This window comes from Anaeromyxobacter oryzae, assembly GCF_023169945.1.
GTDB classification, from domain to species: domain Bacteria; phylum Myxococcota; class Myxococcia; order Myxococcales; family Anaeromyxobacteraceae; genus Anaeromyxobacter; species Anaeromyxobacter oryzae.
The window spans coordinates 952,501-966,928 of the sequence record NZ_AP025591.1 but is presented as its reverse complement, the minus strand read 5'-3'; the positions used below and the strand labels follow the sequence as shown (position 1 = coordinate 966,928).

The window sequence follows — 14,428 nt, the reverse complement described above, 5'->3', positions numbered from 1 at the left end:
CCCCGCGGTCTGCTCGGCGCTCAACTTCCGGGTGCCGTCCGGCACGCTGGCGGGACGCGCACCGCGCGGGCCGGCCCGGCCCTGATCGTGGTGTCCGTCCGGCCGCCGCGAGCGGGCCCCTCGCGCGCGACCCACCCGAACGCTCCGTCCGTCTCGCACCGGGAGAGGCGCTGCCCGCTCGCCCCCGAGGCGCGCGCTGGCACGCACTTGCGCGTTGCGTTAGGGATCAAGGGTGGGTCCGGTCGCGCGATGGGCGCGCTTGCCGGCCCCGGACACGACCCGTTACGCTACGCGATCAGCCTTGCTCAGGCTCAACGACATCCTCGACCGGGTGACCACCTATCACCCGAACCCCGACCTCGACGTCATCAAGAAGGCGTACGTCTACAGCGCCAAGGTTCACCAGGGGCAGATCCGCAAGTCGGGAGAGCCGTACCTCGTCCACCCGCTCGAGGTCGCCGGCATCCTGGCGGAGCTGAAGCTCGACGAGTCGTCGGTCGTCACCGGGCTCCTCCACGACACCATCGAGGACACGCTCGCCACGAAGGACGAGATCGGCGAGCTGTTCGGCGTCGAGATCGCCGAGCTCGTGGACGGCGTGACGAAGCTCTCGCAGTTCAGCGCCGCGAACACGCAGGAGGAGAAGCAGGCCGAGAACTTCCGGAAGATGGTCGTCGCGATGGCGAAGGACATCCGCGTCCTGCTCGTCAAGCTCGCGGACCGCACGCACAACATGCGGACGCTCGACGCGATGAAGCCGGAGTCGCAGGAGCGCATCGCCCGGGAGACGCTCGACATCTACGCGCCCCTGGCGAACCGCCTCGGCATCCAGTGGATCAAGACCGAGCTGGAGGAGCTGTCGTTCAAGTACCTGAAGCCGACGGAGTTCGGCGAGCTCACGGCGAAGGTCGCGAACACGGCGAAGGAGAGGGAGAGGTTCGTCGCCGACGTCGTGGAGATCATCCGCAAGAAGCTCACGGAGGCGGGGCTCGAGGCGGACGTCTCCGGCCGCGTGAAGCACACCTACTCCATCTGGCGGAAGATGCAGCAGCTCGACGTCGAGTTCGAGCAGATCCAGGACGTCATCGGGTTCCGCGTGATCGTGGACAGCGTCGCCCAGTGCTACGAGTCCCTCGGCCTCATCCACGCGCTGTGGAAGCCGGTCCCCGGCCGCTTCAAGGACTACATCGCGATCCCGAAGCCCAACCTGTACCAGTCCCTCCACACCACCGTGGTGGGGCCGGCGGGCGACCGGATCGAGGTCCAGATCCGCACGAAGGAGATGCACAAGATCGCCGAGGAGGGCGTCGCCGCCCACTGGGCGTACAAGGAGCGCGGCCGGGACGGCAAGGTGCAGGAGATGTCGAAGAAGGACGCCGAGTCCTTCGGCTGGCTCCGGCAGCTCGTCGAGTGGCAGCGCGAGCTCGTCGATCCGCGCGAGTTCCTCGAGACGGTGAAGGTCGACCTCTTCTCCGACGAGGTCTTCGTGTTCACGCCGAAGGGCGCGGTGAAGAGCCTGCCCCGCGGGGCGACCCCGGTCGACTTCGCCTACACGATCCACTCCGAGATCGGCGAGCACTGCGTCGGCGCGAAGGTGAACGGGAAGCTCGTCCCGCTCCGCTACACGCTCAAGAACGGCGACACGGTCGAGATCCTCACGAGCCCGCACTCGCACCCGTCGAAGGACTGGCTCACCTTCGTGAAGACGAGCCGGGCGCAGGCGCGCATCCGGCAGTTCCTGCGCGCGACCGAGCACCGCCGCTCCATCGAGATCGGCCGCGAGGTCGCCGAGCGCGAGCTGCGCCGCTTCGGCCTCACGCTGAACAAGCTCGTGAAGGGCGGCGAGCTCGAGAAGGTCGCGCAGGGGCTCGGGTACCGCGTCGTCGAGGACCTCCTCGCGGCGGTCGGCTACGGCAAGATCGCGCCCGCGCAGATCCTCCAGCAGCTCCTCCCCGCCGAGAGGCTCGCCGAGGCGCCGCCGACGGAGCCCGCCCAGCCGCCGAGCCGGATCGCCGAGCTCTTCCGCAAGATGGCGCGGCGCCCCACGGAGGGCGTGCGGATCAACGGCATCGACGACGTGCTCGTCCGGTTCGGCAAGTGCTGCAACCCGGTGCCGGGCGACGGGATCGTCGGGTTCATCACCCGCGGACGCGGCGTCACGGTGCACACCGCCGGCTGCGACAAGATCCTCGGTATCGATCCCGAGCGGCGCGTCGACGTCGCCTGGGACGTGCGCGGCGACTTCAAGCGGAACGTCTCGCTCCGCGTGATCACCACGGATCGGCCCGGGATCCTCGCGAAGATCTCCCAGACGTTCAGCGAGGCCGGGGTGAACATCTCGCAGGCGAGCTGCCGGACGACGCCCGGCGAGCGCGCCGTGAACGAGTTCGAGGTCACCGTCGGCGACCTGAAGCAGCTCAATTCCGTCATCCGCTCCATCGAGCGGATCGATGGCGTCCAGTCGGTCCAGCGCGTCTAGCCTGCCGCCCGCCTCCCCGCCGGGCGCGTTGAAGGGCCGGGGCCGGGCCGGTAAGGTCCGTCCTCATGAAGACCCCCATCTCGACCCCGGACGCGCCGAAGGCGATCGGTCCCTACAGCCAGGCCGTCGAGGCGCGCGGCGCGCGGACGCTGTACCTCTCCGGCCAGATCCCGCTCGACCCGGCCACGGGCGAGCTCGTGAAGGGCACGATCGAGCAGGAGACCCAGCGCGTCATGGACAACCTGCGCGCGGTGCTCGCCCGCGCGGGCGCCGGGTTCGAGCACGTCGTGAAGACGACGATCTGGCTGACCGATCTCGGCGACTTCGCGAAGGTGAACGAGGTGTACGGCCGCTGCTTCACGGCCGCCCCGCCCGCGCGCGCGACGGTGCAGGTCGCGGGGTTGCCGCGCGGCGCGCGGGTGGAGATCGAGGCCGTCGCGGTCCTCGACTAGGTCCGCGTCGCGGACGCGAGCGGCGGCGCCGCGGACGCGCCTCGTCGCTCCGCCGCCCCGAATCCGCGGGGTTCGGCGCGGCACGGCGCTCGCTCCTGGGGACGTCCAGCGACGTTCTCCAGGAGGCCGCATGCCCGTCCGTGTCGAAGGTTCCCCGTCCGCCGTTCCCACGTTCTCCGTCGGCCCGCACCCGCCGCCGCCCATCGGCGAGCGGCCGATGTTCGAGTTCCGGCCGGAGCCGAGGTCGCGCTCCGAGACCCACCGGATCAACCTCGCGAATCGGCGCCTCGATCTCGCCGACTACGAGAGGTACCTGGACCGGTGGGCCGCCGGGCTGAAGGGGTGCCGGACGCCGGAGGAGGTGGCGGAGTACGGCGAGCCCGCGCCTCCGCCGTCGTCGATGCCGGCGGGGTGGACGGCGCGCGAGGGCGAGGACTTCGAGGCGCTCCACCAGCGCGGGCTCGGCCTCCTCGAGCGCACGATGCGGGAGAAGGGCGAGGTCGAGCTCCGCCTGGCCGGCATGCCGGTCCCGCTCTCCGTCGAGCTGAGCGCGAGCGCGCAGGTGAGCGTCGCCGCCGGAGACCGGCAGCTCGCGGCGGGTGCGTCGATCGGCCGGGGCGGCGTCACGGCCGACGCGGTCTTCGGATCGAGGAACCAGCGCATCACGGCGTCCGTCGGACCGAGCACGCCGCTCACCGCCGCCCGCCAGGTCGGGCTCCCCGGCGCGACGGTCACGACGAGCGGCGGCGAGCGGCTCGATCGGCTCGAGCTCGAGGCGTTCCCGGGCGCGCCGGTCTCGCCGTTCGTCGCGTCGGACGGGCGGAGCGTGGAGCTCGGCGTTCGCGCCGGGCGTCGCCTGAAGGAGGGTCCGGTCGAGGTCGCCGTCGAGGGCCGCGCGAGCGCGAGGTGGAACCTGCTGTCGACCGAGACCGTTCGCTGGGCGCTGTCGAGCCGGCCCCGCGTCACCGTCCGGCCGTGAGACCCGACCACCCGAGGAGGAGCATCATGAGCGTGAAGACGTGGATCACGAGGCGGAGCAAGTTCATCTGGGCCGTGGCGGGTTCGATCGTGATCTCGATGGCTGCGGCTCTCGCCTACGCCGCAGGCGTCGGCGGTGGGACCGAGCTCGCGGGTCTCGAGATCGTTCCGGCGGATGCCGGTCACGTCCGGCTTCGGCTGTACGGCGTCGGGGTCGGATCGACGCGAGAGGAGGTCGACGCCTCGCCGCTCGCGTCGTCCACCTACTACGGAGTGACGGACGGGAGGCTCTCGAAGCTGCCCGGGGAGTCGGGGACCACGCTGAACGTCCTGCCGGAGTACGACGACGACGGCAGGGTTCTCCGGCTCAGTGCCCACTACGACGGCAACGGAAACTGGCTCGCGGCCCGCCGCGTGCTCAGCCGGCTTCGAGCGATGGTGCGGCGCAACGGTGGGACGTGCGACTGGGAAGGGTGCCGTCTCCCCGCCGGTGGCGAGTACGACGGGCTCGTCGCGACGATCTCGTCCCCGGACCTCACGATCGCCGCGCTCGCGATCCTCCGCTGACCGGCGCTACGGCTCGAAGTACTCGAACGTCTTCCCGGCGTAGTTCCGGAGCACCCACTTCTTGCCCTCGTGCGAGACGACGTAATCCGGGTTCACCGGGATCTTGCCGCCGCCGTTCGGCGCGTCGACGACGAAGTGCGGGACCGCGAGGCCGGAGGTGTGACCGCGGAGGGCCTCGATGATGCGGATGCCGGTCTCGACCGGAGTGCGGAAGTGGCTGATACCCTTCGAGAGATCGCACTGGTAGATGTAGTAGGGCCGGATCCGCATGAGCAGGAGCCTGTGGTTCAGCTCCTTCACGATCGCGGGATCGTCGTTCACGCCCTTCAGCAGCACCATCTGGTTGCCGATGACGCAGCCCGCGTCCGCGAGGCGGCGGGCTGCGTCGAAGGCCTCCGTGGTGCACTCCTTCGGATGGTTGAAGTGCGTGTTGACGTACACCGGGTGGTGCCGCCGGAGCATGTAGACGAAGTCGTCGGTCACGCGCTGCGGGAGCGTGACGAGGTTCCGCGTCCCGAGCCGGAAGATCTCGATGTGCGGGATCGCCCGGAGCCGCCCGAGGATGTAATCGAGCCTCTCGTCGGAGAGCGACAGCGGATCGCCGCCCGAGATCACGACGTCGCGGATCTCGGCGTGCCGCTCGATGTACGCGAGCGACTCCTCGATCTGCCGCTTCGCCGCGGCGCTCGTGGGGTCCGACACCTTCCGCTTTCGCGTGCAGTGGCGGCAGTACACCGGGCAGTTGTGCGTCGTGTAGAAGAGGACGCGATCCGGGTAGCGGTGCGTGATGCCGGGCACCGGCATGTCCCGCTCCTCCGCGAGCGGGTCCTCGAGGTCCGAGGAGAGGATGTTCAGCTCGCCCATCGTCGGGACGGACTGGAGCCGGATCGGGCAGGTCGGATCCTCGGGGTCCATCAGCGCCGCGTAGTACGGCGTGATGCCCATGTGGAACTCGGCGTCCGTCTCGACGGCGGCTCTCCGCTCCTCCGGGGTGACGCGGATGACCCGCTCGAGCTGCTGGAGCCGGGTGATCCGCTCGCGCTGCTGCCAGTGCCAGTCGTTCCAGAGCGCGTCCGGCGTACCCTTCCAGATCGAGCGCGGCCCGGGCTGGAACCTCGACCGGACCACCGGGACGGGCGCGGGGTCGCGCGGCTCGAGCGGGACGACGGGGGCCGTCGCGGAGCCGATCCCGCCGCTCGCGCGGGCCTCGCCGGCTGCCCGCTTCTCGGTCGCTCCGTCGATCTCGCCCATCACCGGAAGATGTGCCATGTCGAGTCGCTCCGCCCCATGCCCGCATGCGGGCATGGGACCGGGCAATTCATTAACACTGCGCCCCGCCTCTGACACGCCCGAGAGGCCTTCGGCGGGGCGGACCGGCCGGGGGGCGCTCGTCTGCTGGTGCGCAGGCGCGCACCGGGCGCGCCGCGACGACGAGCGCTCCCGTCCCGAATTGACACCGGCGATCCCGACCGTTAGCTTCCGCGCCCTCGACCGGCCCCGCCGGCGCCCGCGACCGTTCCCGGCGCGCGCCCGCGACCGTTCCTGACGACGATGATCCCGAAGGCGACGTTCCCGCACGCGACCGACGCGGAATGGCGCGACTGGCGCTGGCAGCAGCGCCACGCGCTCACCTCCGCGGAGGCGCTCGGGCGCGTGGTCCCGCTCACGGACGCCGAGCGCCGCGGCCTCGCGCTCGCGGAGGGCCGCTCGCGGATCGCCGTCACCCCTTACTACGCGTCGCTCATGGATCCGGACCATCCGTCCTGCCCGGTCCGGATGCAGGTGATCCCCGCCCCCGGGGAGGCGACGCTCGCGTTCGGCGATCTGGAGGATCCGATCGGCGAGGAGCCGCACCGGCCCGCGCGCGCCATCGTGCACAAGTACCGCGATCGCGCCCTCTTCCTCGCCGTGGATCGCTGCGCGGTGTACTGCCGGCACTGCACCCGCCGCCGGATCACGTTCGGCGAGGACGGCGCGTTCGACCGCGCCGCGGTGGACGAGGGCATCGCGTACGTCCGCGCCCACCCCGAGGTCCGCGACGTGATCGTGTCCGGGGGCGATCCGCTCGTCCTCTCCGACGACCGGCTCGAGGCGATCCTCGCGGGGCTGCGAGCGATCCCGCACGTGCAGGTGCTCCGCGTCGCGACCCGCGCCCCGGTGACCTGCCCGATGCGGATCACCGACGACCTCGCGGCGATGCTCCGGCGGTTCGCGCCGCTGTTCCTGGTGACGCACTTCAACCATCCGAAGGAGTGCACGCCGGAGGCGCGGGAGGCGTGCGAGCGGCTCGTCGACCACGGCGTGCCCGTCGAGAACCAGACCGTGCTGCTGCGCGGCGTGAACTCCTCGGCGCGCATCCTCGGCGATCTCTTCGAGCGGCTGCTCACGTTCCGGGTGCGCCCCTACTACCTGCACCAGGGCGATCTCGCGGCCGGGACGTCGCACCTCAGGACGCCGCTCGAGGCCGGCGTCGAGATCCTCGAGCGGCTCCGCGGTCGCACGAGCGGGCTGGCGATCCCCCACCTCGCGGTCGATCTCCCGGGCGGTGGCGGCAAGGTGACGCTCCAGCCGACGTACCTCCTCGGGGAAGGCGAGCAGGGCGGACGGGGACACTGGCTCCGCAACCACCGCGGCGAGCGCTACTTCTATCCGGAGCCGCCCGGGCGGGATTGCACCTGCCCGTACGAGGAGGTCTACTACGGCGGCGCGGACGGGGCGCTGGACGGCGCGCGAGCGGACGGGCGCGCGGCGCCGGAAGGGGAGACATGATCTCGCGGATCGTCGAGGCGCTGCTCGGGTTCACCACCGCCGTGATCGGTGGGATGGGCTACGGCGGCGTCGTGCTGCTCATGGCGATCGAGAGCGCCTGCATCCCGCTGCCGTCCGAGATCATCATGCCGCTCGCCGGGTACCTCGTGTACCAGGGCCACTTCACGCTCCACGGCGCCGCGCTCGCGGGCGCGGTCGGCTGCGTCGTGGGCTCGATCCCCGCCTACTACCTCGGGCTGTACGGCGGGCGCCCGCTCATCGAGAGGTACGGTCGGTACGTCCTCATCTCGCACCGCGATCTCGACCTCGCCGACCGGCTCTTCCAGCGCTGGGGCCAGTGGGTGGTCTTCGCGGGGCGGCTCCTGCCGGTGATCCGCACGTTCATCGCCTTCCCGGCCGGCGTGTCGCGCATGCCGATGGGCAAGTTCGTCGTCTACACGTTCGTCGGCTCGTACCCGTGGTGCCTGCTGCTCGCGTGGGTCGGCGCGAAGCTCGGCGACGCGTGGCACACCGACCCGCGCTTCAAGGCGCTGTACCACCGCTTCGAGCTCGTCATCGTCGTCGTGGGCGTGCTCGCCGTCGCGTGGTTCGTCTGGCACAAGCTGAAGGAGGCGCGGCGCGCGCCCGGCGCCCCGGCGGCGGCGACCGACGCCGAAGAGGCGTGATCCGCGTCCGCGTGCCCCTGCGCTCCGCCGTCGCGCTGTTGCTCGTCCTCGCCTCGGCGCCGGCCGCCGCCGAGGAGCTGATCCGCGTCCTCGTCAAGGCGGACCCCGAGACCATCGAGGAGCTGCGCCTCGAGGACTACGTCGCGGGCGTCGTCGCGGGCGAGATGCCCGGCTCCTTCCCGGCGGAGGCGCTCAAGGCGCAGGCGGTCGCGGCGCGGAGCTACGCGCTCACGCGCAAGCTCGAGGCGCAGGCCGCGAACCGGCGCTGGGACATCGCGACCGGCGTGCTCGCCCAGGTCTTCGCCGCGGGGCAGGGGAACGCCGCGGCGCGGGCCGCGACGGCCGCGACGGCGGGCGAGGTCCTCGTCCTCGGGATGGAGCCGGTGGAGGCCTACTTCCACGCCGTGTGCGGCGGGCGGACCGAGGGCGGGCTGGCCGCGCTCGGCCGCGACCTGCCGTACCTCGCGCCGGTCACGTGCGGCCGCTGCGACGGCGCGCCCCGCGCGCGCTGGAACGTGAGCGTCCCCGCGGCGGAGCTCGGCAAGCTCGCCGGCCTCGGTGGCGCCGCGACCGGCGCGCGGGTGATCGCCCGCACCGCCACCGGCCGCGCCGACCGCGTCGAGCTGGCCCGCGGCGCGGCGAAGGTCGCGCTCGCCGCGAGCGACCTCCGGCAGCGGCTCGGGTTCGCGCGCCTGCCGTCCCTCGCGTTCGACGTCCGGCTCGCAGGCGGCGCCTTCGTGTTCGAGGGAAGAGGCCTCGGCCACGGCGCCGGCCTGTGCCAGTGGGGCGCGGCGGGGTTCGCGCGCGAGGGGCGGACCTACCGCGAGATCCTGCTGCACTACTACCCGGGGACCGAAGTCGTCCGCATGTACTGACGGCGCCCCGCGACGCGCACGACGTGAAGCTCTCCGACTTCGACTTCCCGCTCCCCGAGGAGCTGATCGCGCAGGCGCCGGTCACGCCGCGGGACGCGTCGCGCCTCCTCGTCGTCCCGCCCGACGCGCCGCCGCGCCACGCCGCATTCGCCGACCTCCCGGACCTGCTCGAGCCCGGCGACCTGCTCGTGTTCAACGACACGAAGGTCATCCCGGCGCGCCTCGTCGGGCGGAAGCCCACCGGCGGCAAGGTCGAGCTCCTCCTCTGCGAGCCGCTCGAGGGCGGCCTCGGGCGGCGCTGGCGCGCGATGGGGCAGGCCTCGAAGCCGATCCGCGCCGGCGCGGCCCTCGAGTTCGACGGGCTCGCCGCCCGCGTCGACGCCGTGGAAGGGGAGGGGTTCTACGCCGTCACCCTCGACCGCGAGGGCGCCGAGCTCGAGGCGGCGCTCGCCCGCGCCGGCCGGATCCCCCTCCCGCCGTACGTCCACCGCGATCCGTCCGCCGAGGACGCGGTCCGCTACCAGACGGTGTTCGCGCGGGCGCCGGGCAGCGCCGCCGCGCCGACGGCCGGCCTGCACTTCACGGAGCCGCTCCTCGCGCGGATCGCCGCGCGCGGCGTCGCGCGCACGGCGGTCACGCTGCACGTCGGGCCCGGCACGTTCCTCCCGGTTCGCGGCGACTCGGTGGAAGGCCATCGCATGCACGGCGAGCGGTACGTCGTCGCCGCCGAGGCGGCGGCGCAGATCGCGGCGGCCCGGGCCCGCGGCGGGCGGGTCGTGGCGGTCGGGACGACGTCCGTCCGGACGCTCGAGAGCGCCTGGCGCGACGGCGCGGTCGCGGCGGGGGAGGGGCGCACGGAGCTGTTCATCCGCCCCGGTCATACCTTCCGGGTCGTCGATTCCCTGGTCACGAACTTCCACCTGCCGAGGTCTACCCTCCTGATGCTCGTCAGCGCGTTCGGGGGGACCGACCGGGTGCTCGGGGCGTACCGCGAGGCGGTCGCGGCCCGGTACCGGTTCTTCAGCTACGGGGATGCCATGTTCCTGCCCCGCCGTGCACCATGAGTGCGGGGTCCACGATGCCGGTGCGGGTGTGCTATACGGTGTACGCTCTTGAAGGGAAAGGAGCGGGGGGTGTGCACAGCGTCTCGGTGAACCTCGAGGCGGCCCAGTACCTCGCGGGCTGGCGGCCGGAAGCCGGCAGCCTGTTCCTCCCGGCGCTCTCCGAGTCGCGGGTCGGCGATCCCGTCGCCGTCCGCGTCGGCATCTACGGCCAGACGATCCGCGCCACGCTCTTCGGGAAGGTCGCCCTCGTCCGCCGCATCGGCCGGCCCGCGCTGCCGCCCGGCGTGGAGCTGAACCTCGACCGCGGGAGCGTCGCCGCCGCCGGCTTCCTCGCGATGGCTGCGCGCGGCGAGCCCGTCAGCTTCCGGGAGCGTGCGCCTCGGTACGCAGCCGAGCGCCGCCTCGTCGTGGAGCACGCGGGGACGTCGTTCGAGTCCGCGACGCTGAACGTGTCCGAGGGCGGTTGCTCCCTGCGCTGGGCGGGGCAGCTCCCGCTCGTCGGCGACCTGCTCGGCCTGAAGCTCGGCACGGGGATCTTCGCGCCGGTCGCCCGGGCGGTGGTCTGCTGGAACCAGCCCGGCGGCGCGGTCGAGCGGAGCGCCGGCGTCCGCATCATCTCCGACGGCCGCGCCGGGCGCGCGTGGCGGTCGCTCGTCGCCGACGTCGCGCGATCGGGGGCGCGGGCGGCCTGACGTCCGCGCCGGCACGAAAGGGGCCGCCGCGCACGGCGCGCCCCGCTTGACACCCGCCCGCGCGCGGGTGACACCCGGCCCGTGATGCGCTTCACGCTCCTCGCCGAGGACGGCGCCGCGCGCCGCGGCCGCCTCGAGACCGCGCACGGCACCATCGAGACGCCGGTCTTCATGCCGGTGGGCACCGCCGCGACGGTCAAGACGCTCGAGCCCCGGGACCTCGAGGCGCTCGGCGCGCGCATCATCCTCGCGAACACGTACCACCTGTACCTGCGGCCCGGGCACGAGCGGGTAGAGCGGCTCGGGCGCCTGCACCGGTTCATGTCCTGGGGCGGCGCGGTCCTCACCGACTCGGGCGGCTTCCAGGTCTTCAGCCTCGGCGAGAAGGGCGCCGGGCGCGACAAGGGCGGACCGGGGCTCGTGACGATCGCCGAGGAGGGCGTCACGTTCCGGAGCCACCTCGACGGCTCGCGCCACTTCCTCTCGCCCGAGAAGGCGATCCTCGTCCAGGAGGCCCTCGGCGCGGACGTCATCATGGCGTTCGACGAGTGCCCGCCCTCGCTCGCAGACCGCGCCTACCACGAGCTTTCGCTCGCGCGGACGCAGCGCTGGCTCGTGCGGTGCCGGCAGGCGTGGCGGGAGCTCGAGGACCGACGCGCGGCCGACGGCGCGGCGGAGCAGTACGCCTGCAACCTCTTCGGCATCGCGCAGGGCGGCCTCTTCGGCGACCTCCGCGCGCGCGCCATCGAGGAGGCGGCGGCGCTCGATCTCCCCGGCTACGCGCTGGGGGGCTACGCCGTGGGCGAGGAGCCGGTGCAGATGTGGGAGGGGGTCGCGCGCGACGCGCCCCGGCTCCCGCGGGAGAAGCCGCGCTATCTCATGGGCGTGGGGACGCCCGAGGACCTGCTCGCAGGGATCGCGGCGGGCGTGGACATGTTCGACTGCGTCCTCCCCACCCGGACCGCCCGGAACGGCCTCCTCTTCACGAGCCGCGGGAAGCTCGTCATCCGGAACGCGCGCCACGCCGACGACACCCGGCCGGCGGACCCGGCCTGCGGCTGCCACACGTGCCGGACGTTCACCCGCGCCTACCTCCGTCACCTCTTCAAGGCCGGCGAGATCCTGGCCCTCCGCGCGAACACCCTCCACAACCTGCACTTCTACCTGACGCTCATGCAGGCGGCCCGGGAGGCGATCGCCGCCGGCCGGTTCGAGGCCTTCCGGCGCGAGCGGCTCGCCGCCTGGCGGGAGGGCGAGGAGCCGTAGCAGCGGTCTCCCACGTCCGTGGAGCGGGGGTGCGACGGGGCGCCCCGCCCGGAACAAAGGGGTTGTGTTCCCTGCCGAAATCACGCTAGAACACAGCGCTTTTCGGTCAAACCCCGGCTCGATCTCCGGAGCATCCAAGAATGCACCCCGTCCTCCACGCCTTCCTCTCGCAGACCGGCGAAGCCGCGCCGAGCGGGGGGAGCCCGCTGAACGGCATCGTCCTCTTCGCCGGCATGATCGCGATCTTCTACTTCGTCCTCTGGCGGCCGCAGGCCAAGGAGCGGAAGAAGACGCAGGAGTTCATCACCGCCCTCAAGAAGGGCGACGAGGTCATCACGCAGGGCGGCATCGTCGGGACGGTCACGCTCGTCGACGACCGCACGGTGATGATCGACGTGGGTGGCGGGACGAAGATGCGGGTCCTCAAGAGTTACGTTGCGGGGCCCTGGAAACAGGTGGAGCCCCAGCAGCCGGCCAAGGCGGAGGCGAAGAAGTAGATGGAACGCTCCTGGTACTGGCGCGTCGCGCTCATCGGCGCGGTCGCGCTCCTTTCGATCTACCAGCTCGTCCCGAGCTGGTTCTACTTCCGGCTCCCGCCGGACCAGCGCGCCACCGAGACGTACGACACCTCGGTGCCGAAGTGGGCGCCGGACGCGAAGCACCACCTCAACCTGGGCCTCGACCTCCAGGGCGGCATCCACCTCGCGCTCGGCGTCGACGTCGACCGCGCGGTGCAGGCGAAGATCGCCCGCCGCGCGGACGAGATCGCGGACTACCTGAAGACGAAGAGTGTCCCGTTCTCGTCGAGCGCCCCGGCCGCGAACGGCACGGTCGTCGAGGTCAAGACCGACAAGCCGCAGGACGTCCGTGACGCGGTCCTCGACTCGTCGCGCGGCTACCGCGAGGAGATGTACGCCTCGAACACGGCCGACGGCGCCGTCGACTTCGCGTTCAAGGACGCGGTCCTGACGGAGTTCCGCAAGAAGGCGGTCGAGCAGGCGGAGAAGGTCATCCGCAACCGCGTCGACAAGTGGGGCGTCACCGAGCCCGACATCAAGCGGAAGGCCAACAACCAGATCCAGATCCAGCTCCCGGGCTTCAAGGATCCCGAGAAGGCGAAGGAGCTGCTCGGCCGCACCGCCCAGCTCGAGTTCAAGATCGCCGACGACGAGAACCCGGTCCTCGATCAGGTCCAGTCGAAGCTGCCGCAGTGCCCCGCGACGCGGGCGGGCCTGAGCCTGCCGCTGCCCGAGGGCGGCTGCTGGACCGCCGAGCCGGTCGAGCTGCCCACCGGCGGCAGCCGCGTCACGACCGTGGTCGCTTCGAACACCCGGCCCGAGCTCGAGAAGGTCATCGAGCAGAAGCTGAATCCGCTCCTCGACCCGCAGAAGAACGTCATCGGGATCGGCGAGGGCCAGCTCGGCCAGGGCCCGGTGAAGTCGACCTACTACAAGACGTACCTGCTCCGCGCGAAGACCGAGCTGACCGGCGACTACATCGCCGACGCGTCGGTCCAGGTGGACAACTCCGACTCGCTCCAGCGGAACCGGCCCGTCGTGGCGTTCAAGATGTCCCCGGACGGCGCGCGGCTCATGGACAAGCTCACGAGCGAGAACATGCGCCGCCGCATGGCGACCGTGCTCGACGACAAGGTCGAGACCGCGCCGTACATCCAGGGCCGCATCTCCTCGAACGGGCAGATCACGCTCGGCTCCGGCCGGAACCAGGCCGACCAGTTCGAGGAGGCGAACCAGATCGCGCTCGTGCTCAAGGCCGGCGCGCTCCCGGCGCCCGTCACCATCTCCGAGGAGCGCCAGGTCGGCGCGACGCTCGGGCCCGAGCTCGTCCGCAAGGGCACCACCGCCGCGCTCATCGGGCTCGCGCTGGTGCTGCTCTTCATGGTCGTCTACTACCGCGCGTCCGGCTTCATCGCGGACATCGCCCTCGTCCTGAACGGTCTCCTCGTCCTCGCGATCATGTCGATGATCGGGTCGACGCTCACGCTGCCGGGCATCGCCGGCTTCGTCCTGACGCTCGGCATGGCGGTCGACGCGAACGTCCTCATCAACGAGCGCATCCGCGAGGAGCTGCGCGGCGGGCGCACCGTGAAGCAGGCCGTGCAGCAGGGCTACGACAAGGTGTTCTGGACGATCGTCGACTCGCACGTCACGACCCTCGTCGCCGCTGTCGTGCTCATGGAGTACGGCTCCGGTCCGGTCCGCGGCTTCGCGGTCACCCTCATCATCGGCCTCGTCGCCTCGATGTTCACGTCCATCGTGGTGACCCGCGCGATGATGGAGTACTTCACCCGCCACGACACGGCGAGGCTGAGCGTCTGATGCAATTCAAGAGCTTCGACATCGTCCCCCACGGCACGAAGTTCGACTTCGTGGGGAAGCGCCACATCGCGGTGGTGCTGTCCCTCGTCGTGAACCTCGCGGTCATCATCTGGTGCCTGCCGTTCGTCCACGGCCTGAACTTCGGCGTGGACTTCGCCGGCGGCACCGAGATGGAGGTGAAGTTCACGGGGAAGGTCGACCCCGGCCAGCTCCGGAACGCCGTCGAGGACCTGGGCCTCAAGGACGCGTCGGTCCAGACGTACGGCCCCGAGTCCGACAACG

General features: G+C 71.8%; 14 protein-coding genes (1 of these 14 cut by a window edge). 13 read left to right on the top strand and 1 reads right to left on the bottom strand.

The annotated features are described in order from the left end of the window. Positions 1 to 301: 301 nt before the first annotated feature. The 4 genes from AMOR_RS04140 (at position 302) to AMOR_RS04125 (ending at position 4,476) form a co-directional block, all read left to right on the top strand. The gene (locus tag AMOR_RS04140; RefSeq protein ID WP_248358699.1) at positions 302 to 2,479 is read left to right on the top strand and encodes a RelA/SpoT family protein; all 2,178 of its coding nucleotides are present in this window, start codon (positions 302 to 304) and stop codon (positions 2,477 to 2,479) included. Positions 2,480 to 2,544: 65 nt separating this feature from the next. Next, positions 2,545 to 2,931: a RidA family protein gene (locus AMOR_RS04135; RefSeq protein ID WP_248358696.1), complete on the top strand. Its 387-nt coding sequence runs from the start codon at positions 2,545 to 2,547 to the stop codon at positions 2,929 to 2,931. 130 nt (positions 2,932 to 3,061) lie between these two features. Further along, positions 3,062 to 3,910, top strand: coding sequence for a hypothetical protein (locus tag AMOR_RS04130; RefSeq protein WP_248358693.1), 849 nt, complete (start codon positions 3,062 to 3,064; stop codon positions 3,908 to 3,910). Between the two features lie 26 nt (positions 3,911 to 3,936). Beyond that, complete coding sequence (locus tag AMOR_RS04125) at positions 3,937 to 4,476, top strand: hypothetical protein (protein WP_248358690.1); 540 nt, start codon at positions 3,937 to 3,939, stop codon at positions 4,474 to 4,476. Between the two features lie 6 nt (positions 4,477 to 4,482). Here the strand turns inward: AMOR_RS04125 and AMOR_RS04120 are convergent, their stop codons facing one another. Beyond that, positions 4,483 to 5,745 carry a KamA family radical SAM protein gene (locus AMOR_RS04120; RefSeq protein ID WP_248358687.1) on the bottom strand — a complete coding sequence of 421 codons (1,263 nt, stop codon included), beginning with the start codon at positions 5,743 to 5,745 and terminating at the stop codon, positions 4,483 to 4,485. A 282-nt stretch (positions 5,746 to 6,027) separates the two neighbouring features. Between AMOR_RS04120 and AMOR_RS04115 the strand changes: the two genes are divergently transcribed. The 9 genes from AMOR_RS04115 to secF all read left to right on the top strand — a co-directional run. Next, on the top strand, positions 6,028 to 7,245 hold the full coding sequence (locus tag AMOR_RS04115; RefSeq protein WP_248358685.1) for a KamA family radical SAM protein: 1,218 nt from the start codon (positions 6,028 to 6,030) through the stop codon (positions 7,243 to 7,245). Beyond that, entirely contained in the window at positions 7,242 to 7,910 is a 669-nt protein-coding gene (locus AMOR_RS04110; RefSeq protein ID WP_248358684.1) for a DedA family protein, read from the top strand. The genes AMOR_RS04115 and AMOR_RS04110 overlap by 4 nt, the downstream gene beginning before the upstream one ends. After that, on the top strand, positions 7,907 to 8,785 hold the full coding sequence (locus AMOR_RS04105) for a SpoIID/LytB domain-containing protein (protein WP_248358682.1): 879 nt from the start codon (positions 7,907 to 7,909) through the stop codon (positions 8,783 to 8,785). Before AMOR_RS04110 ends, AMOR_RS04105 begins: the two co-directional genes overlap by 4 nt. Before the next feature lie 23 nt (positions 8,786 to 8,808). Next, a complete protein-coding gene (gene queA / locus AMOR_RS04100; RefSeq protein WP_248358680.1) occupies positions 8,809 to 9,849 on the top strand; it encodes a tRNA preQ1(34) S-adenosylmethionine ribosyltransferase-isomerase QueA in 1,041 nt (346 codons plus the stop codon). 71 nt (positions 9,850 to 9,920) lie between these two features. Beyond that, a complete protein-coding gene (locus tag AMOR_RS04095) occupies positions 9,921 to 10,541 on the top strand; it encodes a PilZ domain-containing protein (RefSeq protein ID WP_248358678.1) in 621 nt (206 codons plus the stop codon). An 81-nt stretch (positions 10,542 to 10,622) separates the two neighbouring features. Beyond that, positions 10,623 to 11,807: a tRNA guanosine(34) transglycosylase Tgt gene (gene tgt / locus AMOR_RS04090; protein WP_248358676.1), complete on the top strand. Its 1,185-nt coding sequence runs from the start codon at positions 10,623 to 10,625 to the stop codon at positions 11,805 to 11,807. Positions 11,808 to 11,947: 140 nt separating this feature from the next. Next, on the top strand, positions 11,948 to 12,304 hold the full coding sequence (gene yajC / locus AMOR_RS04085; RefSeq protein WP_248358674.1) for a preprotein translocase subunit YajC: 357 nt from the start codon (positions 11,948 to 11,950) through the stop codon (positions 12,302 to 12,304). After that, positions 12,305 to 14,146: a protein translocase subunit SecD gene (gene secD, locus AMOR_RS04080; RefSeq protein WP_248358671.1), complete on the top strand. Its 1,842-nt coding sequence runs from the start codon at positions 12,305 to 12,307 to the stop codon at positions 14,144 to 14,146. Then, positions 14,146 to 14,428, top strand: partial view of a protein translocase subunit SecF gene (gene secF, locus AMOR_RS04075; RefSeq protein ID WP_248358668.1) — the 5' end (the start) only. 953 nt of this gene lie beyond the right edge of the window; the window shows 283 of its 1,236 coding nt (coding positions 1–283); it begins with the start codon at positions 14,146 to 14,148; its stop codon lies off the right edge, out of view. The genes secD and secF overlap by 1 nt, the downstream gene beginning before the upstream one ends.

Excerpts from the sequence above, each read along its gene's own strand:
- AMOR_RS04135 (WP_248358696.1), top strand. The coding sequence starts at position 2,545 with ATGAAGACCCCCATCTCGACCCCGGACGCGCCGAAGGCGATCGGTCCC.
- AMOR_RS04130 (WP_248358693.1), top strand. The coding sequence starts at position 3,062 with ATGCCCGTCCGTGTCGAAGGTTCCCCGTCCGCCGTTCCCACGTTCTCC.
- AMOR_RS04125 (WP_248358690.1), top strand. The coding sequence starts at position 3,937 with ATGAGCGTGAAGACGTGGATCACGAGGCGGAGCAAGTTCATCTGGGCC.
- AMOR_RS04120 (WP_248358687.1), bottom strand. The coding sequence starts at position 5,745 with ATGGCACATCTTCCGGTGATGGGCGAGATCGACGGAGCGACCGAGAAG.
- AMOR_RS04115 (WP_248358685.1), top strand. The coding sequence starts at position 6,028 with ATGATCCCGAAGGCGACGTTCCCGCACGCGACCGACGCGGAATGGCGC.
- AMOR_RS04110 (WP_248358684.1), top strand. The coding sequence starts at position 7,242 with ATGATCTCGCGGATCGTCGAGGCGCTGCTCGGGTTCACCACCGCCGTG.
- yajC (WP_248358674.1), top strand. The coding sequence starts at position 11,948 with ATGCACCCCGTCCTCCACGCCTTCCTCTCGCAGACCGGCGAAGCCGCG.
- secD (WP_248358671.1), top strand. The coding sequence starts at position 12,305 with ATGGAACGCTCCTGGTACTGGCGCGTCGCGCTCATCGGCGCGGTCGCG.